This window comes from Pseudomonas sp. ACN8 (assembly GCF_002303925.1).
Classification (GTDB): Bacteria; Pseudomonadota; Gammaproteobacteria; order Pseudomonadales; family Pseudomonadaceae; genus Aquipseudomonas.
The window spans coordinates 1-21,515 of record NZ_MRCS01000031.1 but is presented as its reverse complement, the minus strand read 5'-3'; the positions used below and the strand labels follow the sequence as shown (position 1 = coordinate 21,515).

The window sequence follows — 21,515 nt, the reverse complement described above, 5'->3', positions numbered from 1 at the left end:
CTCAAGGTCACTCGATGATGTTGAAGTCACTCAGGTACTCATCGGAGATTTCCAGGCCCAGACCCGGTTTGTTGTCATCGAGCTGGATGTAGCCGTTGACCGGTTGCGGCTCGCCCTTGAACACGTAGTAAAAGAGTTCGTTGCCGACTTCGACGTCGAACACCGGGAAGTACTCGGCCATCGGCGAAGCCGTGGTGGACATGGTCAGGTGATAGTTGTGCATCTGCCCGGCGTGGGGAATCACCGGCACCGACCAGGCTTCGGCCATGGCGTTGATCTTGCGCGCTGCGGTGATGCCGCCGACGCGGTTGGTGTCGTACTGGATCACGTCGACAGCGCGGCGTTCCAGCAGGTCTTTGAAGCCGTACGACGTGAACTCATGCTCACCGCCGGAGATCGGCATGATCCCCATTTTTTTCAGCTCGATGTAACCCTCGATGTCGTCGGCAATCACCGGTTCTTCGAGCCAGCGCGGTTCGAACTCGGCGAGTTTGGGCAACATGCGACGGGCGTATTCCAGGGTCCAGCCCATGTAGCACTCGAGCATGATGTCGATATCCGGACCGGCCAGGTTACGCAGGGCGCGCACTTGCTCGATGTTCTTGCGCATGCCCGCCGGGCCGTCTTTCGGGCCGTAGCCGAAACGCATTTTCAGCGCGGTGAAACCCTGGTTCAGATAGCCTTGGGCTTCTTCGAGGAACAGGTCGAGGTTGTCGTTGGCGTAGAGCTTGGAAGCGTAGGTCCAGATCTTTTCCTTGGTCCGGCCACCGAGCAGTTTGAACACCGGCTTGTTGACCGCTTTGCCCATGATGTCCCAGAGGGCGATGTCGATCGCCGAGATCGCCGCCATGCCAATGCCTTTGCGGCCCCAGGCGTGGCTCTGACGGTACATCTTCTGCCAGATGTATTCGTTGTCGAACGGATCTTCGCCAATGGCGATCGGTGCCAGGTAGGTGTCGATGATTTCCTTGGCGACACGGGGTGCCAGGGCACAGTTACCGATACCGACAAGACCGGTGTCGGTCTCGACTTCCACCACCAGCCAGCCATGGAAGCGGAACGAACCCATGGCGTCGCCACGCTCGAACAGGATGTCGCTGGCGTTGGTGCAGAAGTGCGCCTGGGGTGGCACGACTTTGCCTTTCCACTCGAAAACGCGGGTACGGATCGCTTTGATTTTCATGAATACAGTTCCTTCACTGTGGATTCAGTTGAATTGAGTCGTGTACAGGCTGTTCGCCCTGACGAAGTTGCACTCTTTTGATGGTCCGACTTTAGCTGCGGTGTACCGGCCTGAATAATCACTTATGCTTATCCGGCGATAGCCTGTAGAAATACCTTTTTGATTAACTCCCAAATTCGGGTTATCGATAAGAAAAACTCTTGGCGTACCTTCCCTCTGCTCTTTCGAAAAAAGGGAAGTGCAGCGCCTTTTCAAATCAGAGCAATGAGATCGGGTAGTTGAAGATCAAGCGGTTCTCATCGAACTCGTTGTTGCTGAAGTCGCGACGCAGGCTGGTGTTGCGCCATGTCACCGACAGATTCTTGAAGGCGCCGCTTTGCACGACATAGGCCAGCTCGGCATCTCGTATGCTTTCCTGGCCGTCGGTGATGGCGCCGACGTGCACGTTGTCACCGCTGATATAGCGGTTCATCAGGGTCAGACCGGGGATCCCGATAGCGGCGAAGTTGTAGTCGTAACGCACTTGCCACGAGTGTTCCTGAGGATTGTCGAAGCTGGCGTTGAAGCTGTCGTTGCCCAGGCTGCCGCCGCTGGTGCCGTTGACGCGCATCCACTTGCCGTCGCCGGTGAGTTTTTGCAGGCCAACGTAGAACGTACTGCCGCCAATCTTGGCGGAGAACAGGCCCGAGTAGACCTTGTTGTCGATTTTCCCGGCCAGTTCGCTGCCGTCATCGTTGTCCTGGAAATAGCCGAGGTTGGCGCCCAAGGTCCAGTCTCCGATCGGCTGGCTATGCACCAGGTTGACGAACTGCTGGTTGTAGATGTTTTCTAGCTCGGCATGCCAAAGGCCGATCTGAGTGCGCTCCTGGTTGAAGCGATACTCCCCACCAGCGAAATTGAAACGATCCGACAGTGCCTTATCGACACCCATGTCTTCCATGCTCGCGTCGTTACGCTGGCTGGTGCCACGGAACTGGCCACCATATAGGGTCAGGCCGGCGATCTCTTTGGAGGTGACCTGGGCCCCCTCAAAAGTCTGCGGTAATGAACGGCCGTCATCGGCTCTGAGGATCGGCAACACCGGGCGCCATTCACCCACCTTCAGCTCGGTGTTCGACAATTTGACCTTGCCGGCAATAGCCAGGCGACCGTAATCATCGGCCGGACGGCCGTCGTTATGGATAGGCAGCAGGCCGGTACCACTTGTGCCTTTGCCACCGTCGAGCTTGAACGCCCCCAGACCCAGCATATCCACACCGAAGCCAACTGTGCCCTGAGTGAAGCCGGAGCGTGCATCGAGGATGAAACTTTGGGTCCATTCGGCGGCCTTATTTTGCGGATAAGACGGATCGACGAAATTGCGATTCATGTAAAAGTTGCGTACTCCAAGAGTGACCTTGGCGTCTTCAACAAAACCATGCTCATCGGCCAGCGTCGATGCCGCGCAGATAGCCAGCGCTACGCCGAGGGCGACGCTCGTCAGGGTTGGTTTCGGAAAGTCAGTCGCTACGGTTACGGAGTCAGCCATTATTGTTGTGCTCCCATCTTTTTTTGGACAAAGCCGTCCCCCTTCGGGCTGGTGAGGCCCGATGACGTGATGCACCGAAGGGGTCAGGCAAGTTGATCGGCCGAAGTCGGCCGTAATCACGCAGTCACTTGCATGGTGCGTAAAGCGCTCAGCCGCTCAAATGGCCCGACTCAATCGCCGGGCTATTACTCATGGCTCGATACAGGGTCACCATCTTCACAGCGGACCATGGGGAAACGGTCCGAAACGCGCTCGTCGATAGCCCTCAGGGTCATCGGGGAAATGCTCTGGAATGGCAAATCCCGCCGGACGGAACGTCGGATTGGGGTATAGGCCGATCCGCTGGGGATTATGCCGACGCGGCAACTCACTGTTGATGTAAGCCGCGATGTCATAGGCCTCATCAATCTTCAGCTGTGGCGCAGAAGCGCTACTTCCAAAAGGCATGTTGGCGTAGATGAAGCGGGTGAGCAGCGGCACCATGTACATATGCCCACCATCGTCGTAAGTATCATCTCCGGCGATAGGCGGGAACAGATAGCCGCCACCTTTGGCAAAGTCCTGTGCTGGCATTCCCTCGCCCTTAACGCCGTGGCATTGGGTGCAATGCGCGGCGAACAGTCCTTGCCCCTGTTTAGGGTCGGCAGCGCGATCGGGCATGTTAATTGGCAACAGACCAGTGCCCGTGACGGCTATGCCCGGCTTACCTTGGCCACCCAACCAACGCAGGTAAGCAACGATGGCCTGCATTTCCGGCTTCTGTGGCGTCAGTTCGACTTCGCCTTTACCAAACATTCCGGCAATCCGCTGTTCCAGCGAAATGACCTTCATGCTTTTCGGATCTAGCTTGGGATATTCGTTGACGGCATTAACCAACGGCAGTGCGTAGGGTTTGCTGCCCGGCAATCCGGAAGGTCCTGCCTCATGACAGTTGGTGCAGTTGAGGTTGTTACGCGAATAACGCTTGCTGTGATCCTCCGCGAGCGGTCCGGCCAACTGAGTGGTTTGCTGCATCAACTTCATGCCATAGCGAATCAGCTCGCCCTCGGCCCCCTGTGGAATAGTCTCCATTTGCGGGACGGTCCAGGGTTGCACTGGACGCGATGCGAAGCTTTGGAACAATGCAGCCGCCTGCTTGCTGTCCGGCATGCTGCCAGGGATTAAGGCAGGAGGCTCCTCCGCCATGCAAGGCACGCCTATCAGGCTGCAGAGCAGCCCTGGCCAAAGGGCACAGATGAGAAATTTTCTGAACATTGCTGGTCCTCTTATTATTGTCGTTCGGCATGGACGCGGCGCATCAACTCTGGCATCCCCGCGTGTTCAGCGTGATGGCATAGAGCGAGGTGGATGCCGTGATAAACAGACGGTTACCTTCAGCTCCCCCGAAGGTGCAATTGGAGATTTTCTCCGGCACCAGGATCTTGCCCAGCAGACATCCGTCGGGGGCATAGACCTGGATGCTGTCCTGCGAGCTGACGTACAGCCAACCTTGCTGATCGATGCAAAATCCATCGGGCAATCCTGGTTCGATCACAGCAAAAAAACGGCCATTGACCAGACGCCGACCGTCGAGCACATCGAACACACGGATGTGATGGCAACCGTCTGCGGCATGGGACGCCGAGGTGTCCGAAACGTAGAGCAATGTCTCGTCAGGTGAGAACGCCAGGCCATTGGGTTTCTCGAAGTCATCGGCCACCCTGCTCAGCTCATTGCTCAGTGGATCGAAGCGATACACATGGCAACCGTCCTGCTCACTCTCCGCCCGGTAACCTTCACGATCACTCATGATTCCGTAGGCCGGGTCGCTGAACCAGATGCTGCCATCGGACTTGACCACCAGATCATTCGGGGAATTGAGCCGGGCGCCTTGATAGCGGTCGACCAGTACCTCCACCCGGCCGTCGCTCTCGGTGCGCGAAATGCAGCGACGGCCGTGCTCGCAAGTGACCAGCCGACCGTCACAGCCGCGGTAGTTACCGTTGCTGAAATGCGCCGGTTGACGGAACACGCCAAGGCCCTCATCGGCCGACCAGCGCAGCATGCGGTTGTTGGGAATATCGCTCCAGACCACGCAACTTTGCTCGCCGATCCACACCGGGCCCTCGCCCCACTCCGCCCCCGTACAAAGCTGCTCAAGGCGACTGTCCGGGTTCAAGATGCGCTGCAGCCTTGGGTCGAATATCTCGATGTTTTTCATGGCTCGGTCCTTAATGCTTCCAGATTTTGCTGTAAGCCGCGGCGTAGCCATTGTCCGGATCGAAGGTGTTGCGCTCCCCACCGTCGAACTCCACGTTCTGCGGTGTTACCAGGTGCACCGCGGTCACATAGCCGCTTGGCTGCTCGCCGGCGAAGGCCCGGTTCAGTTCGTCAATCAACTGCCAACCGTGCAGGTTGAGTGGCTCCGGCACTGTCGCTACCTGATAGCGAGACTTGCGGATGCGCTGGAATGCCGACTCGCTGCCGTCCCCGGCCGACAGGCTGAAAGGCGGCTGGTCGGGCTTGCGTCCCACCCGACTCAGAGATGGACCGATGAAGTCGAAATACAGGTCGTTGATGCCCAGCGCGTAGTTCCACTTGTCACCATGACGCTGCAGTAGCGAGGTGGTCAGTTGCGGCATGCGCGTCGAGGTTTCGGCTAATGGCGTGTCTTGCACCTCCAGCAACGAACAACCGGAGCATTGCTTGATCACTTGAGCCATGGCGTCCGATTTGGCGGTCGCGACGGTGTACAGCGAGTCGGTAAAGATCACCACGCCGGCCTTGCCGTCGGATTGCGCCACGGCGTAATAAGCCGCGATTTTGGCAACCTCGGTCGGGTCAGTGGTGACATTGACGAACAGTCCCTCCGCGGGCATTGCACCGGCCCCTGGCCCGGCGTGCCAGCCCACCATCGGAATGTTCGCCGCGCGAACCTTGCTGATGGCAGCAGCCTGTTCATGGGCATCGAAGCCGCCAAGAATGATGCCGTCGGGCTTCAGTGCGAGGGCCTGGTTCAATGCAGCCGTACGCCCGGAAATGCTGCCCTGGCCGTCCAGCACTCGGAGCTTCCAGCCAATGGCTCTGGCAGCATCCTGTACCCCCTCGCTGACCCCCAGTACGCCGCTGTTGCGCAAATCCGCGGCGACAAACAGCACTTGCTTGTTGGCCTGAGCCGCCGGACCGGTGATCGGCCCATTCCAGTGGTGCCAAGGCTGAGTTGCATCGGCGATCCGCTGCTTGGCTTGTTCGACGAAATCATCGGCAAACGCCGACATCATGACAGACAGGGCAAGCAATCCGGAGACCAGGGTGCGACTGAAAACAGGCAAAGTCATAGCGTTCTACTCCGAAAGAGTGGAAAAAATATTTGAGCTTTTGTTGGTCTGAAGCGCGCCAGTTCTGGCGCGCAGATCAATTCGCTGCGCTACGTGTATTGCGCACGCGCGTCCGTCGACGTCCGGAATAACCAGCGATACCGATCGCCAGCAACAAGGTGACGCCATTGAACAGTGGCTCGACGAAGAAGGCCCCGCCCAACTGCTGAATACCGGCAATCCCCACCGCCAGAACACCCACACCGATTAACGTGCCCCAGACATTGACCCGTCCCGGACGGATGGTGGTGGAACCCAGAAATGCACCGACCAGCGCCGGCAACAGAAACTCCAGACCTACGCTGGCTTGGCCGATTTGTAACTTGGAAGCCAGTAGCACGCCAGCCACCGCAGTCAGCAGGCCCGACCCCATGAAGGCACCGATCACATAACGGCGGCTGGGAATACCGTTCAACTCGGCCGCTCGCGGGTTAGCGCCGATGGCATAGAGAAACCGGCCAATGGGCAGAAACTCGGTCACCACCCACAACACCAGCGCCAGGCCCATGACGTAAAAGGCACAGACCGGCAAACCAAACAGCATGGCGCCATTGAGCTGGATGAAACCGTCGGGCAACTCGCCGAACACCTGCCGTCCACCGCTGTGCCACAGCGCCAAGGCATAGATCACCGTGCCGGTGCCGAGCGTGGCGATAAACGAGTCGATTTTTGCCATTTCCACCAGCAGACCATTCAGAAACCCGAACAGCAGGCCGGCGGCCAAGACCACCAGAACCGCCGCAGGCCAGGAAAAGCCGTAGCGGGTTTGCAGGCTGATCACCAGGATGTGCCAAAGCACAATTCCGTAGCCAACGGTCAAATCGATCTTGTTCGTCAGCATGGGGATCATCGCTGCCAAGGCGAGGATAGCGATGATCACCTTGTCGCTGAGGATCGAGTTAAGGTTAAGCAACGTCGGAAAGGTATCCGGTAGCAGCACGGAGAAAAACAGGATCAGAAACAGCATCAATACCGGCATACCGTAAACCGGCAATAGGCGCGAAAAATCCCGGGACAGAACGCTCGGATTTATCACCGGAGCGGTGTTATCAGTTTTCATGGCAATCCTTCTATTGTTATTGGTTTTTGCACAGGGCTGAGGCGCACGGCCAGATCAAGTCAGCCCACCCGTCAACGAACGTCAATGGCCTGCTGGTTCACTGGCGGAGGCATACTCAAGCAAGCTGTTAACCGACAGCTGATCCTTGCCGAGGCTGGCAACTACTTTCGCGCGACTGAACACCAGTGCCCGGTGGGCGATGTTGGCCACCTCCTCGAAGTCGGTGGAAATCAGCAACACCGCCAGCCCCTGCTCCAACGCACACTGGATCAGCCGGTAAATCTCAGCCTTGGCGCCAACGTCGACCCCGGCCGTAGGCTCCTCGAGAATCAGCACGCGATCGGTGATCTTCAGCCAACGCGCCATTACCACCTTTTGCTGATTACCGCCGCTAAGGGTTTCCACTGGACACTCGGTATCGTTGGGACGCACACCAAATCGACGGACCAGCTCATCGGCTTGTTGCCGCTCGCCCTGCGGGGCGATCCAGCCAAAGAGTCCGAGTCCACTGGCTACCGGATTGAGGTAGAGATTCTCGCGCACCGACATCGGCATCGTGAGCGACTCTCCACAGCGGTCGCCAGCAACCAGACCGAGGCCTTCACGCATGGCCGCCTGAGGGGAGGTCGGACGCAGCAGCGCACCATCGAGCAGGACTTGGCCCGCCACCATGGGTTGCAGACCAAACAAGGCACGGCCGATGAGTTCCTGACCAGCACCACGCAAACCGGCCAGCGCGAGAATCTCGCCAGCATGCAGCTCAAAGGACAACCCGTCGACCGGACCGGTCTGCAAGTCCTGCACCTGTAGCACCAGCGGACCATTGCGCACCGGGGCGGCCAGATAAAGCTGCTCCGGCTCGCGGCCGACGATCTGTCGCACCAGGTCCTGCGGGTCGGTATCTGCGATAGCCTTGCGGCACACCAACTGACCGTCGCGCATGACCGCTACCTGATCGGCCACGCGAAAAATCTCGTCCAACCGGTGCGACACATAGATCATCCCCACACCCCGCTCGCGCAACCGCTTGAGCACCTCGAACAGACGCTCGGCATCGTCCGCCGGCAGGCTCGCGGTCGGCTCGTCGAGGATCAGTAATTCGGCGTCCATAGCCAGCGCCCGAGCGATGGCAATCAGGGATTTTTGCGTACGCTCCAGCTCTCCGACCGGCGTGTCTGGATCGATGCTGCCATCCACCAGCGCTAACGCCTCGCGAGCCTTGCGCCGCACCTGAGCCCAGTCGATCAAACCGAGGCGACGAGAAAAACCGCAACTGAACGCAATATTTTCTGCAGCGCTGAGCGAGTCGATCAGTCCAAGATCCTGGTGGATGAAAGCGATACCACAGCGATCGGCCTCGCTCTCGATCGGCCGCCCCTTGAACAGGATGCGACCTTCGTCCAGGCCATGTACGCCAGCGAGCATTTTGATCAGGGTAGATTTGCCCGCGCCATTCTCCCCAAGCAGGGCCAGCACACTGCCGGCCTCTACTTGCAGGCTGACCCGATTGACCGCAAGGGTTCGGCCAAAGCGTTTGCTGACATTCTCGTAATACAGGAGCGGCAATCCCGCAGACTGCAGTGACTCACTGAGCATTTTGTTGTTTTCCTTATTATGATTTTTGCATCCCGCTACAGCGTAATCCGGTAAAAACGCTGAGCGTTTCGCCAGAAGAAAGCCTCACGCTGCCCCGCGTCGTAACCCTCGAGCATCGCATCCATGGACCGCACCAACTCGTCATAACCGATACGTAAGCCGGCCACCGGAAAGTTGCTGGCAAACAGGCAACGTTCAATACCGAACAGCTCCAGGGTTTCGCGCACCACCACGCGGTTGCCTTCCAGCGTCCAGGGTTGATCGCGCAAACCCAGCTCGGACACTTTCACCCAGACATTCGGCTGCGCCGCCAATGCCCGCATGCCACTGCGCCAGCCTTCGAGACCGGCGGCGCTACGGTCCCAGGGAAAGCCCATGTGGTTGAGCACGATCGGCACCAGGGGAAACGCCGCGGCCACTTGCGCGGCCTCAGCCAGGTGCCAGTAAGGCACGCGCAAGTCCCAGCTCAACCCGTACTTGGCCAGTAGCGCGAAACCGCGCAACCAGGCCGGATCCTGCATGCTGCCCGGCTGGCCGCGCACACTGGCGGCCAGTTCGGGGCTGGCCGCAGTGAGCGGCTTGCTGCGGATACCCCGCAGCAGCGGGTAGTTCAGATGACCATTGAGAATCTCTTCGCAGTTGTCATGGTGGAACCAGACATGCGCCACCACCGCATTGGGAAAGCCATAGCGCGCATGTTGCTCATGGACCCAACGGGTCTCCGCGACCTGGAAGCCCCGATCATGCTCGGCCTCACAGTGCACGGTAGCCAGTACCCGGTGTCCGGCGCTGTCGGCGAGATAGTCCGGCGCCAGGTAATTACGCCGTAGCGCACTGTAATCACCCAGAAAGAACGCCGGGTCCGCGGGTTCCTGTAGCCAGGGGTACCTATGGCTATCCAGATCCCATAAGTGGTGGTGGGCGTCGATCAGGGTGATGGGAGCGTTGCCTTCCACCTCCAGGCCCAGACGTTCGTGCAGGCTGCGTGGCATTTCATTGTCCCCTGGGAGCACAGTCTGGTCTGGCAGACCGCGATGAAGGATTCGTCACGGCGGTCATGTTGTTTTCGTATTCAACGCTCAGCGAACGATGACCTGCGACACATCCGGCTCGAGCAGGGTTTCGAAGTAGCGCTCGAAGGTCCAGTTGTCCAGATTGAGCATGCCGACTCGCTGATCCTTGAGTGTGACGAATGCCAGATTGCGGGTCGGATGCAGGCTCATGGCGATAGCCGCACTGTCCAGTTCGATACGGTGAATTTCCTGCAAATCAGCGTTGAATACCGAGATCGACTGTTCACCGTAGTTGGTCACAAAGAGGCGATTCTGGCGATCACGGTAGATGCGCGTCGGGTCGGCGCCAGTTCGACCGCGATGCACGACCTGCAGGGTCTCCACATCGATGGCGACGATGCTGTTGTCGCCACGGGTGGTCACGTAAAGCGTGCGCTCGTCCTGGCTGAAGCAGTTGCCTTCGGGCTGGCTGCCGGGCTGCAGCGGCAGCGGTGCGATAGTCGGGTCCTGAGGCTTAAGGCGGGTCACGGTGTTGCTCAACAGATTGAGCGCAAAGCCCGTTTCACCGTCACGGGTCAGTGCCATCAGGTGACTCTTGTAGCCGCCTGAAGGGATTGCCCGGTCAGGTACATCTCGCAGGTGCGGCTGGTCGAAAATCAGCAGGGTCGAGTGCCCTTCGCTGAGTACGTAGAGACGGTCCTGCTGGTCCATCGCCAAGCCGTGCGGACGAAAGTACGGCCAGATGTCCAGGGTGCGCACATGCTCACCCTTCTCCAGATCGATGACAAACACCGAGCAGCCGCCCTCGCCTTTATGGCTGGAAGTCTCGATGCCGTAGTGACCGACATAAGCAAAACGGTTCTGCGAGTCGACGACGAACTCGTGGGGGAAGTCCGGCAGGCGAATGTGCTTGATGGCTTCGCCGCTGGCGACGTCGTAGAAACTGAAGGTGTGGGCGCACTTCTGCACCAGCAAAAGAATTTCCTGACTCATGGTTTGATTCCTCATTCGTTATGCGCAGATAGTTGGCTTAAGCTTTGTCGCATTTGGCTGGCAGGATCCACGCTAGCAATGCAGCCAGTGCCACCGATATCGCCAGGCTGTAGACGCCGACACTCTGGTCATACTGGGAGATCAGGACGCCGACGAAATAAGGTCCGCAGAAGCCACCCAGGTTACCCAGGGCATTGATCACACCCCGTGCGCCGCCAGCTACTTCAGCACTGAACAACTTCGCTGGAATGGTCCAGAACACCCCGGCTGCCGACTGAAGAAAGACCCCACAGCCGACTAGCGCGGCGAAGGACCACCACATGTGTTCTCGCAGAGTAACGGAGAGAAACAGGCACAGCGCGAAGCATGCCAGCGGCACTACGATGAACACTTTGCGCTTGCCGCTGCGATCAGACAGGTTGGAGAACAGCAGCATGCCGAACATGGCCCCCAGATACGGCAGGATGGCCAACATGCCCACCATGCCCATGCCGGTATGGGTTAACTCTTTAAGGATGGTCGGCAACCACAAGGTGTACCCGTAAATGCCCGCCTGGTAGAAGAAGTTCAGCGCGATCAGATGCCACATGGTTCTGTCGCCCAGTACTGCCTTTAACGAAACGCTTCCGACCTCTTTACCCTGGATAGCACGCTGCTCTTCGCGCAATGTCGTGATCAGATAGTCCTGCTCTTCTTTGGAGATCCATTTCGCCTCTTGCGGACGGTCACTAACTGTCAGCATCCACAACACCATCACCACGGCCGACAGTAGTCCTTCGATGATGAACAACATGCGCCAGTCCAAAGCGGAAATGATCCAGCCTGACAAGGGTGCGGTGATGATCCCGGCCAACGGAACGAACATGATCACGATGGCATTGGCACGCCCGCGCTCCTTGTCCGGGAACCAATTGCTGATCATTGTCAGCACCACCGGGAGCATGCCGCCTTCGGCCACCCCCAGGGCAAAGCGCAGAAACAGCAGTTGATAGTGGTTGGTGACCAAACCACTCAATACCGAGATGACGGCCCAGGCCAACAACGACCAGCCAATGAACTTTTTGCCACTGCCGTGCACGGCCAGCTTTCCACCGGGCACTTGCAGAAACAGATAACCGATAAAGAAGATGCCGCCGGCCAATCCCATCATGCTGGCAGTAATGCCTAACTCCGTCGCCATGCCGCCGGGCATGGCAAAGGCAATGTTGATCCTGTCCATGTAGGAAATGATGCAGGTAATCAGTATTGGCGGGATAACCCTCAACCAACGTCTAGTGGGGATAGCCGGACTGTCTGCGGCGGTAAGCGTGCTGGTGTTCATCATCGGGTACCTCTTATTGTTTTAGCGGAACACTGGATCGGTACGCGGTACTTTCGACTTAACGTCGACCGCTTCCCATCCGACAGGCAATCTCGAAAGCCTGGCGGATGGCTCCGACATTGGCCTTGCCCTGCCCTGCGATATCGAAGGCGGTGCCATGCGCCGGTGTGGTGATGGGAATCGGTAATCCACCCTGCACCGTCACGCCGCGGGAGAACCCCATCAACTTGATCGCGATCTGTCCTTGGTCGTGGTACATGGTCACCACCGCATCGAAGGCTTTGGCATCGCCCTGGACCTTGAGAAAAATGGTGTCGGCCGGATAAGGGCCATCGGCGTCGATGCCCGCCTCCCGTGCGGTCTTCACCGCAGGGCCGATGATGTCGAGCTCCTCGCGGCCGAAACTGCCGTTGTCACCGTTGTGCGGGTTGAGGCCACAAACGCCGATCCGCGGCTTGGCAAGGCCGTTACGTTTGAGCGCCGTGTCGATCAGCTCGATGGCTTCCACGACCCTGGCCTGACTGAGCAGCCCCGGCACCTCGGCGAGTGCCACATGAGACGTCACTCGCGAAGTCCAGAGGTTGTCGAGCACGTTGAACTCGCAGAACGGTCCGTGGAAATCCAGGTACTCGGCGAACCAGTGCAGCTCGTCGCTATGGGTCATGCCCGCCATGTGCAACGAGGTCTTGTTCAACGGGCCAAACAGCAGTGCGTCAGTGAACCCCTGCTGAGTCAGGCGCAAACTTGTTTCCAGAGTGTCCAGACAGTACTGACCACCGATAGCACTGGCCTCGGAACGCGGGAACTCGCCCTGCGCCGCGCCGCGGTATTGATAGAACAGCGGGGTGTCATCACTGAAGTCCAGGGTCTCCAGTGAATCGATGGTGCGGTAAGGAAAGGTGCAACCAGCGATGTCCATGCCAATGCGCATCTGCGCCTCGTCGGCGATCAACAACAGATGGGCTTTGGAGCGCACGTCCGGCTCGGCGAGCAAGCGGGCGATCAGCTCCGGACCGATACCCGCCGGGTCACCCAGGACCAGGGCGATTTTCGGTTTGTACGATTGCAGGTCGTCTGACAGCTCGCGCTGATCAGCACTTGAATGGGCCATGACGCACACCTCAGCCTTTGTTTTTATAGTTAAGGCGAATGAAGGCATAACTGCTTTCCCGCCTCCCGGTAGGACGAACTATCGGAGAACAGGTGATAACCGTCTAATCAAAGCTTCTGATAGGGTGATTACCTCAGGATATAAGCGAAAAAACTAACCACATGACCCTAACCTGCGCTGGGTAACTCGCCTCCATAAAAGGTCCCATCTCCACCTTCTGCTGCCTACAATGAAACTTTTTACAAGCTCCGACATAACCGCTGGCTATCACCGTATTTATTTTTTTGACTAGACGCCTCCACGTTTAATGATGGAAAAATGGCTACCTGAACAGCAACCACTGGCAGCACCGGAATTCTTCCAGGCTTGCCGCCCCTTCATTGCCGAGCCGAACCATGACCCGAATTCCCGATGCCAGCGTGATCCACAGCCGTTTGCGCCTGCGCCAATTGCGGCTGATGCTCGCCTTGGAGGAGTTTGGATCTCTACGCCGTGCCGCCGAAAATATCGGCATGACCCAACCGGCAGCGACCAAAATGTTGCATGAGGCCGAGGGAGTACTCGGTGTCGAACTGTTCGAGCGTTTATCTCGTGGCATGCGCCCAACACCGTTCGGAGAAACAGTTACTTACTACGCTCGTATGGTCTTCGCCGAGCTCAGTGGCATGCGTGAAGAGTTGGTTGCGCTGGAATCCGGCAATCTTGGCCGGGTCTCCGTCGGGGCCATTCCTGCTCTAGCCTCGGGCTTACTGACGCGGACTATTGCAACCTTGAAGAAAAGCCATCCACGACTGTCCATGAGCATCCAGGTCGACACCAGCGACGTACTGGTGAACGCGTTGCTTCAGGATCAGCTGGACTTGGTTCTAGGAAGGATTCCACCGGGAGCGCGGGCCGAAGAGCTGCTGTTCGACAGCCTTGGCGAAGAGCAACTATGTGTCATCGCGGGCGCGCAAAACCCCTTGGCTCAAGCCACCCAATTGACTTGGGGAGAACTGCAGAACATGACCTGGGTTTTGCAACAACAACCCAGCCCAATGCGCACTATTATCAACCAGGTATTTCACAACGCGCGGGTCGATGTCCCCAGCAGTATCGTCGAAACCACGTCGATCATGACCCTACTGTCACTGATCCAACAGACCGACATGCTCGGCGTTACACCGCTCTCCGTGGTCGACGACTACCCTGGACGTCACCTGCTGGCCATTCTGCCGATCAGCGTCGAACCGCGGTTGCCGCCGTTCGGCCTGATCACTCGTCGGCATCGAATTATGTCATCAGCGATGCAAGCCTTCATCAGCACCGTGAAAGCTGAACATCAGCTAAAAATATCTACATGCGTATCAAATACATAACCAAGCCATCACTGCCCATAAAAGTATGACCAAAGTTATTAGAAGTAAATTCAGAGCACTCCGCTCCAGTAATGTCGTCAGGATTCGACCAGTCTGATTGAATTAAAGCGGCGTGGATGAGGTCGCGCACCAAACCGGATTTTACTCCAGCGCAGATGCCCGTCTGGTCAGAGAATGGGCCAACCCAGAGTTTACGGATACCGCACAGAACGTCGTGCTCATGCCCTGCGGCATGACTGCATGCGGCAGGTCTTCCACGGAGCTAGATCAAAGGGTTCATAATGCTTGCAGGCATATTGGTAGCCATGCAGAGGCGCAAAGCCCAGTATCGGTCATATGCCCATGACGGTGGTAACGTCGCCAATTCATGAACAGCACGCGGTTCCAATGGGGGAGGCACAGCAGGTGTACAACCATGCAATCTCTCGACCGAGCATTACTCAGCGATATCCTTCCCGCGGAAGTGTTTCGGAACATGTCCGCTTTCGGGGCCCTCTCGGACCATTTCGTGGAGCAAGTACTGGCGGGCGGTGAGTTGTTCAGATTAGCAGAAGGCGAGATGCTCTATCGCCAGGGAGAAGTTGCAGATTGCTTCTATGTCGTTCTAAAGGGGCATGTGAAGATCTATCAGGACACCCAAGCTGGCTGCAAAATCATCCGAACGACAACCGAGGGAGAAAGCGTCGGGTTTCCCGCAATGCTGGCGATGCGGCCAAGACTCTTTAATGGATCAGCGTCTGGCGAATGCATAGCGCTTAAAATTTCATGTCAGTTTCTATACAGGCTCCATGAGCTGGATAGGCTGCAGTACGAGATATTTTTTATCAACCTTTCTCGCGATATGAGTCGCTTCATGAGTGATTGCGCGCGCCGCTCATCCTTATAACAAGAGGTCGTTGTTTGAGACAGGCACCCCATCTCGCGCAAGCCGGCAGCACGCCTTCGCTCGTTTATTCGAGGGCTCATAAGCTTCAGTTAACATTCATAATGCCAATACCGAAGCAAAAAACAGGACTCCCCTGTCTAGATTTTGAAGCGCCCCACAGTCTGATGCAGCACGCCTGCCATCTGCGCCAGCTCCAGACCGGCGGTGTCGGCATGCCGGGCACCCAGCAAGACTTGCTCGGACAGGTTACGAATACCCATCAGATTGCGATCCACTTCACGCGCCACCAATGCCTGTTCCTCCGTGGCACTGGCGATCATCATGTTGCGCTCGTTGATCTGTGAGATCGACCGGGTGATCTCTTCCAGTGCTTCGCCGGAGCGTTGCGCGACTTCCAGAGTCGTCTGCACCAGATGACCACTGCTTTGCATAGCGGTCACCGCGTGCCCGGTATCGAGGCGAATGTTGCCAATCATCTGCTCGATTTCCTGGGTCGACACCTGAGTGCGATGGGCCAGCGCCCGCACCTCATCGGCGACCACCGCAAAACCACGTCCGGCATCACCGGCACGGGCCGCTTCAATCGCCGCGTTGAGGGCTAGCAAATTGGTTTGCTCGGCGATGCTGCGAATGACATCCAGCACCTTACTGATGTCCTGCACACGTCCGGCCAGTTGCTGAATACGCTGCGAGGTGTCCGTCATGCCGTCCGCCAGCGTCCCTATCGAAACCACCGTTTCCTGAACTTGCTCACGACCGCGTTGTGCGGTTTGCTCGGACACCCGGGACGCTTCGCTGGTGCTGACCGCATTGCGTGCGACCTCGTCGACGGCCGCCGTCATTTGATTGACCGCCGCCGCAGCCTGTTCGATCTCCAGCCCTTGCAACTGCAAACTGCTGCTGGTCTGGCTGCTGACCGCGCTCAGTTCTTCGGACGAACTGGCCACCTGATCGACCGATGCTGCGATGTGCTTGACCATCGCGTTCAAGCTTTGCTGCATCTGGTGCATGTTCATCATCACGCTGCCGTCGGCACTTGCATTCACCGGCACTTGAATCGTCAGATCGCCCTGCGCGATTTGGCTCAAGAACCGAGCCGCATCATCCGGCTCTCCACCCAAATGTCGGGTGACGCTACGCGTTACGATGAACGCGGCGGCGATGACGAGCGCCAGGCAGAACAAAAAAAACCCGAACATGTTGCGCCGGGCATCGTTGTACAGTTCCTGTGCCGACAGTTCGCGGTCGGCAAATATCCTTCCTTGCAGAGCCATCAACTCATCCAGGCTTCTATAGACCTCGTGTTCTGCCGGGATAACCTTTTGTTTCAGCTGCGCCATGGCTTCATCGAAAGCCCCCTGCCGGATCAATACCTGCACTTGAGTGAACGCAGCAACGTAGGCCTCTCGATGCTTTTTCAGGGTGGCGTAAGCGACTTTGCCTTCTGGCAGATTGAACAATGGCTCAAGCGTTTCGAGCGCCTGGGTGATTCGTTTTTTGGTGGTGTCAATGGATTGCTGAACCTGCTGATTATCTTTTTCGATCAGCAAATCTCGGGTATTCCTGGCGTTGTCCCGTACACCGGTTGCAATGACCATGATCGGCTCGATCTTCGGCCAGTCCTGTTTGACGATAACCACCGACTGTCCCTTGAGCGTTGCCAGATCGTGCAACGCGTAAAACGCCATGCCCATCAGTGCCAACGGCGCAATTAAAAACCCGATGACGATGCGTTGTGCCGTGTTTAACTTGACCATACTCAATGTTCCCCGATTAATACCTGCCCAACGGACAGCACAGCAACCGGCCAGTGGTTGCCACCGACGCGTTCATAAAGCAAAAAAAAACGCCTGAAACCTTCTCGGTTTCAGGCGTCTTTGCCTGTTCATTCGCGATGCGCGACCTGCCGCCTTCGCCTGAGCCCCCTGTTGCCCCCGACCTATTCGGCCAATCGATCGTCATTGACCGAGGAGGCTGTCCACACAAATGCGTTTCAGGTGGGCCTGATGCCAGCGATGCAGGCTTTGTGCCACGCAATCGCGAAGAGGATCTTGATTTATGGAGGATTGTCGCGGCGACTGCGGCTTGAGCGAGTGAAGGTCGGGATTAGCCCGATTTCCCCGGAGAAGCGATGACCAGCACAACCAGTCAAGGCGCTGAAGCTGCCGGAGGCGAACGTTCATTACGCCGCCTCCAACTGGTGCAGACTGTTAAGCATGGGCTTTATAAAAGTGCGTCTAGCGTGCCAACTCCCTCCAGTTGTCGATTTTTTGAAAATGTCGAGTGATTGGGTACGTCATCTTCAAGGTTCAACCGGCAGAACCAGCGATACGCCAGATTCAAATGGGCCTCTTCGTACAACTGCCGCTTGGATCATCAGTTCATGATCAATCGGCGGACACCCGATCGGGCTATAGAAACCTGCGAAGTAATGGCGCAGGTCGCTCAGATCGAGACATTGATCAATGCTGCGCAGAAGGTGATTTGCTGGGGTCTGATCTTACAGGTTGAACGAGTAAAACTGCCGTTCCTGCCCACTCGATAACTGTCCCATCATGCTGTGTGATCCCCGCCGACCTATGCAGAGATTTTTCCGCAGGCTAGGCAGGAGGGCTATTTTTTCAACAGAATCGGCCAATTAGCGCCGGTAACGTGCGACAGGAATGCACCCAAAAACCGTCGTTAACTCGCTTATCAAGTTGAGGCTAAAGCCCTGCTGGTGACTAACTCCAACCCTGACATCAGCTGAAAATTCCACCAAGAGCCAGCCGTTTGGTGGGGGTAAAAACCCCTAAAAATAAAAAGGGGTCGCGAGATAAAATCTCGCAACCCCTTGAATTATATGGTCGGGACGGAGTGATTCGAACACTCTACCCCTAGCACCCCATATTGGGGACAGTAATCACCTAAGGTACTGTTTTAAAAGGAATACCAGTGCAATTTAGGGTAGCAAAGAATCCGCTTTTTTGTGATTTCGCAAACGGTAATCCGCGGCTTCCACCGGAGGTTTTGCGCACAACCAGCCTCTCACCATGGCAACTTTTTACCCCTTCCCCTGCCCACCCCGATCAGCACCAGCTGCTACGCTGAAATCTCCACGGAGGTTTCGCGATGCCAAACTCAGATCTACTCCCTTCCCTGCTGTCCAAGCTCAACGAAAATCAACTCGCCTTGGAAGCCGCCATCATGGAGCTCACGAATTGGGTCGAGCAGCAGGGAGCCGCAGTTGTCGCCGATAACGTACGCGGCGCCTTGGATACGATCGATAAAAATGAAGAATTCATCAAGATGACACTCGCGGTGATGATGACGCCGGAGTGACGGCTATAGCCAGAAACGGACGTTTATAGATACGAGCACTTAACCCAGTGCCAGCTGAGATGCTTGTTCGCAACTAGGCTGGATTCGCTGATGGGTTACGCTGCCGTTGGTCGGCGCCTTGCGCAGCAGTGCGATAGAAAACTATAGGAATAAACTCTCGTGCCGATATCAGTGAGGCAAGGCCTGCGCGCGCCTGACCTTGAACCTGAGCGAACGAGCACATTGATGAGTGACAAATCTTTGGAAGAAAAAGCGGCAGTGATGGTCGACCCACATGAAACGATGGCCAGTATCGGACAGATCACTGCCGGGCGCGATGCCCTGCAACAGCGCCTGGACAAGGCTGATCGCGCGGTTCAGGAGCTTCAGGAGCAACTGGACTTGGCAAAGACGCTGATGACCCGTCTGCTGGCGGCGAGTTTTGCGTCGACCGGCAAACCTTCCGCGCCCCTGACAAACTGGGGGCTAAATGAGATCGACGTTGTCGAACGGGACATGGCCTGCTATTTGAATCCTACCAATGAGGCGAGTGCCGCTTGATAGGTCGCGCACTGAATGTCTACAGGCCGCGTAGATACTGGCTCCAAGCAGAATGCCGCTGTTGGGTTACCACAGCGGTTACCCATCGCGGTGTACCCAACCTGACTGGGCCTGCATGATCGCAGGCCCGTGGCGTTTCGGGTTGGGGGTTACTCATGGGTTATCCCCTCGCCAGTGACCGCCGCACCTGGCACTTTTTTGAGTTTGGCTTGCTCTAAATTCTGCGTTCGTCGATAAACGCGCCTTGAAGATGACATTTTTATTACAATTTAATGACATGCCTTCCGGGTCAAAAGATGAGAGTCAGAGCTACAGTCATATGCGAGAGAGATAGGCATATCTTGCTCGTTCGCAAACCGAAGTCAAAATGGGCTTTGCCTGGTGGCAAAGTAGAAACTGGCGAAGCTATCGCTGGAGCTGCTGCTCGATAACTCCAAGAAGAAACCGGGCTAAATGTTGATCAGCTCCTGTACATTTTTGAGTTCGATGCAGGCAACACACGCCACCATGTTTTTGAAGCCTCTGTCCAAGATGCCGAAAACGCTACGCCTCAAAACGAGATCATCGAGTGCATTTGGCATTCTCTGAACACGTTTCATGACTCAGACACAAGCGATGCTACGAAATCGATTGTCAGATCATTTCTACGTCGCCTTTAACTCCCCCCTGGATCGTTCTGGTTCGCACAAAGGTTAATCGTCTCTTTGCATCATTCTGAGTGCCCGCAATGGGTCGTTCTCTGCCGATCATGGTTACAAAGCGTGCTGGTCAAATCCGATGCAATCGGTGGTCAGAACGAATGCAAATGACTGGTCAGGTCGAATGCAAGCGGGTGATCAAGTAGAGTGCAATTTCGCAGCTGAATATCGGATTAGTGTTGTAGGGACTTGTAAGGGGTGATGATGGGGCTCAACAAACCAGTGCAGGACCTGAAGCGCGATCTGCAGGGTGTCGCCTCTGATCTGAAGTGGTCGGCCGTGGAGTTAGTTCGGATTGCCGAGCGGCTAAGCCACGCAGGTAATGGACCAGACGCTGAGGCGCTTCGAAGGATGATCACAATCTTCCAGCAAGGTGAGAATCGGTTAGATGGCTGGATTAAAGAAATCGGTGCAGGTCAGGTAGTCCGGCCGGCGAAGGCAGACCACTGCCAATGATCGCGGAAGGGATTGGCAGGAGGTTGTCATGGCACTTAACAAACCCAATCAAGAGTTACGCCGCGACTTGAAAGCCGCTGCATATTCCCTCGAAGAAGCTGCCCTGGAAATGTTCAGGCTTGCAAAACAGCGCGGGGATACAGAGCTTCTGGAGGCAATGGAGACGATCGAAAAGCTGCATGAGCAAGCTGATCGGCTGACTGCTTACACAGATGAGGTGAAGGCGGGAAGGATTGTCCGGAAGGCTGAATAGCCATGCGTCTGGCGGGCGTATTCGCGCTAGATCTGAAATACAAGCAATGCCCTGTAAACGGTTACTCAATGAAGAAGAAGCTGACGGACAGTAAAGCAGCAGTGACTGCTGCTGAAATTGAGCGTTCTATCCAAGCCCTGAACAAAATGGCTGAACGCCTGTGGGGGGATGGCCGGGAAGCCGAGGCGAAAGCTCTCCTCGATGCCTTGGACGCATTAAACCGGGCGCTTGATCGGATCAGGATTGGAGAGAGTCGCAGGGTTCTCCATTGAACGGCACAAACTAGCTGGCGGGTTATGAAGGCGAGAAGAAGTGTGCGGGGGAAGGCGGAGTAGGCGCGTGGTATGACGGCGAGATGTTGTAGCGGCTTGGCGGTCGCACCGATGTAACTCAAATGCCCGGTCCAGAGCCGGGCTTCTCGTATCTGCCCCTGTCATGCCTTCGTCACACCTACCAAGCACAATGCAGTCAGCCAAAGGGATTTGGCCCATCTACAGAGAGCCCGGCTAATGTGCCGGGCTTTTTCGTTTCTGCGACATGCTGTTCACCAATCGCTCACATGGTGGAGCGCAGATTAACCCTGCTCCTTTGAAGAATTCCCATTTGGCCCGCCCGCATGCGGGCCATTTTTTTGGTCGCTGCCACGATTTCTACAAGAACTGGAGAAGCGACCATGTCAGATGACTGCGAAATTGCACTCCACTTGACCACCCCCTGCATTCGACCTGACCAGTCATTTGCATTCGTTCTGACCACCGATTGCATCGGATTTGACCAGCACGCTTTGTAACCATGATCGGCAGAGAACGGCCACAAGCAGCCGTTCAAGACGCCTAAAAATC

The 21,515-nt window shown here is 56.8% G+C and carries 20 protein-coding genes and 2 pseudogenes; 8 read left to right on the top strand and 14 right to left on the bottom strand.

Annotated elements, in window-relative coordinates:
• Positions 1 to 7: 7 nt before the first annotated feature.
• The 11 genes from BSF44_RS18035 to BSF44_RS17985 form a co-directional block, all read right to left on the bottom strand.
• Positions 8 to 1,183: an L-rhamnonate dehydratase gene (locus tag BSF44_RS18035; protein ID WP_095944653.1), complete on the bottom strand. Its 1,176-nt coding sequence runs from the start codon at positions 1,181 to 1,183 to the stop codon at positions 8 to 10.
• Positions 1,184 to 1,439: 256 nt separating this feature from the next.
• Positions 1,440 to 2,711 carry an OprD family porin gene (locus tag BSF44_RS18030; RefSeq protein WP_095944652.1) on the bottom strand — a complete coding sequence of 424 codons (1,272 nt, stop codon included), beginning with the start codon at positions 2,709 to 2,711 and terminating at the stop codon, positions 1,440 to 1,442.
• Positions 2,712 to 2,927: 216 nt separating this feature from the next.
• Positions 2,928 to 3,965, bottom strand: a complete 1,038-nt coding sequence (locus BSF44_RS18025; protein ID WP_095944651.1) for a c-type cytochrome — start codon at positions 3,963 to 3,965, stop codon at positions 2,928 to 2,930.
• Positions 3,966 to 4,008: 43 nt separating this feature from the next.
• Positions 4,009 to 4,911: an SMP-30/gluconolactonase/LRE family protein gene (locus tag BSF44_RS18020; RefSeq protein WP_095944650.1), complete on the bottom strand. Its 903-nt coding sequence runs from the start codon at positions 4,909 to 4,911 to the stop codon at positions 4,009 to 4,011.
• A gap of 10 nt (positions 4,912 to 4,921) precedes the next feature.
• Positions 4,922 to 6,028, bottom strand: coding sequence for a substrate-binding domain-containing protein (locus tag BSF44_RS18015; RefSeq protein WP_095944649.1), 1,107 nt, complete (start codon positions 6,026 to 6,028; stop codon positions 4,922 to 4,924).
• Positions 6,029 to 6,104: 76 nt separating this feature from the next.
• Complete coding sequence (locus tag BSF44_RS18010; protein WP_095944648.1) at positions 6,105 to 7,127, bottom strand: ABC transporter permease; 1,023 nt, start codon at positions 7,125 to 7,127, stop codon at positions 6,105 to 6,107.
• A gap of 81 nt (positions 7,128 to 7,208) precedes the next feature.
• On the bottom strand, positions 7,209 to 8,723 hold the full coding sequence (locus tag BSF44_RS18005) for a sugar ABC transporter ATP-binding protein (protein ID WP_095944647.1): 1,515 nt from the start codon (positions 8,721 to 8,723) through the stop codon (positions 7,209 to 7,211).
• Between the two features lie 35 nt (positions 8,724 to 8,758).
• Positions 8,759 to 9,715 carry an amidohydrolase gene (locus BSF44_RS18000; RefSeq protein WP_095944646.1) on the bottom strand — a complete coding sequence of 319 codons (957 nt, stop codon included), beginning with the start codon at positions 9,713 to 9,715 and terminating at the stop codon, positions 8,759 to 8,761.
• An 87-nt stretch (positions 9,716 to 9,802) separates the two neighbouring features.
• Positions 9,803 to 10,729, bottom strand: coding sequence for a YncE family protein (locus tag BSF44_RS17995; RefSeq protein WP_095944645.1), 927 nt, complete (start codon positions 10,727 to 10,729; stop codon positions 9,803 to 9,805).
• Between the two features lie 37 nt (positions 10,730 to 10,766).
• Complete coding sequence (locus BSF44_RS17990; RefSeq protein WP_256589101.1) at positions 10,767 to 12,053, bottom strand: MFS transporter; 1,287 nt, start codon at positions 12,051 to 12,053, stop codon at positions 10,767 to 10,769.
• 55 nt (positions 12,054 to 12,108) lie between these two features.
• Complete coding sequence (locus BSF44_RS17985) at positions 12,109 to 13,161, bottom strand: 4-hydroxythreonine-4-phosphate dehydrogenase PdxA (protein ID WP_095944644.1); 1,053 nt, start codon at positions 13,159 to 13,161, stop codon at positions 12,109 to 12,111.
• A 395-nt stretch (positions 13,162 to 13,556) separates the two neighbouring features.
• On the opposite strand from BSF44_RS17985, the gene BSF44_RS17980 reads away from it, so the two are divergent.
• Together BSF44_RS17980 and BSF44_RS17975 are read left to right on the top strand one after the other, a co-directional pair.
• On the top strand, positions 13,557 to 14,519 hold the full coding sequence (locus tag BSF44_RS17980) for a LysR family transcriptional regulator (protein ID WP_095944643.1): 963 nt from the start codon (positions 13,557 to 13,559) through the stop codon (positions 14,517 to 14,519).
• A 415-nt stretch (positions 14,520 to 14,934) separates the two neighbouring features.
• Positions 14,935 to 15,405 carry a cyclic nucleotide-binding domain-containing protein gene (locus tag BSF44_RS17975; RefSeq protein ID WP_172435365.1) on the top strand — a complete coding sequence of 157 codons (471 nt, stop codon included), beginning with the start codon at positions 14,935 to 14,937 and terminating at the stop codon, positions 15,403 to 15,405.
• 137 nt (positions 15,406 to 15,542) lie between these two features.
• On the opposite strand, the gene BSF44_RS17970 is transcribed toward BSF44_RS17975, so the two are convergent.
• Complete coding sequence (locus BSF44_RS17970) at positions 15,543 to 17,162, bottom strand: methyl-accepting chemotaxis protein (protein WP_095944641.1); 1,620 nt, start codon at positions 17,160 to 17,162, stop codon at positions 15,543 to 15,545.
• A gap of 505 nt (positions 17,163 to 17,667) precedes the next feature.
• Positions 17,668 to 17,962 (bottom strand): annotated as a pseudogene (locus tag BSF44_RS17965) (transposase); the annotation flags it as partial.
• A 554-nt stretch (positions 17,963 to 18,516) separates the two neighbouring features.
• Here BSF44_RS17965 and BSF44_RS17960 point away from each other — a divergent pair.
• From BSF44_RS17960 to BSF44_RS17935, 6 genes and pseudogenes are all read left to right on the top strand, one after another.
• Positions 18,517 to 18,726 (top strand): hypothetical protein, encoded by a 210-nt coding sequence (locus BSF44_RS17960; RefSeq protein ID WP_095944640.1) that lies wholly within the window; start codon positions 18,517 to 18,519, stop codon positions 18,724 to 18,726.
• A gap of 225 nt (positions 18,727 to 18,951) precedes the next feature.
• The gene (locus BSF44_RS17955) at positions 18,952 to 19,266 is read left to right on the top strand and encodes a hypothetical protein (RefSeq protein WP_095944639.1); all 315 of its coding nucleotides are present in this window, start codon (positions 18,952 to 18,954) and stop codon (positions 19,264 to 19,266) included.
• 296 nt (positions 19,267 to 19,562) lie between these two features.
• Positions 19,563 to 19,925 (top strand): annotated as a pseudogene (locus BSF44_RS17950) (NUDIX hydrolase).
• Positions 19,926 to 20,168: 243 nt separating this feature from the next.
• The gene (locus tag BSF44_RS30750) at positions 20,169 to 20,420 is read left to right on the top strand and encodes a hypothetical protein (RefSeq protein ID WP_043302427.1); all 252 of its coding nucleotides are present in this window, start codon (positions 20,169 to 20,171) and stop codon (positions 20,418 to 20,420) included.
• 28 nt (positions 20,421 to 20,448) lie between these two features.
• Complete coding sequence (locus BSF44_RS17940; RefSeq protein WP_008019294.1) at positions 20,449 to 20,673, top strand: hypothetical protein; 225 nt, start codon at positions 20,449 to 20,451, stop codon at positions 20,671 to 20,673.
• Between the two features lie 68 nt (positions 20,674 to 20,741).
• Positions 20,742 to 20,945: a hypothetical protein gene (locus tag BSF44_RS17935; RefSeq protein WP_043302433.1), complete on the top strand. Its 204-nt coding sequence runs from the start codon at positions 20,742 to 20,744 to the stop codon at positions 20,943 to 20,945.
• A gap of 283 nt (positions 20,946 to 21,228) precedes the next feature.
• Here BSF44_RS17935 and BSF44_RS30530 read toward each other — a convergent pair.
• Positions 21,229 to 21,515 (bottom strand): hypothetical protein (locus tag BSF44_RS30530; protein WP_218194556.1); only part of this gene is annotated, 287 nt, incomplete at its 5' end.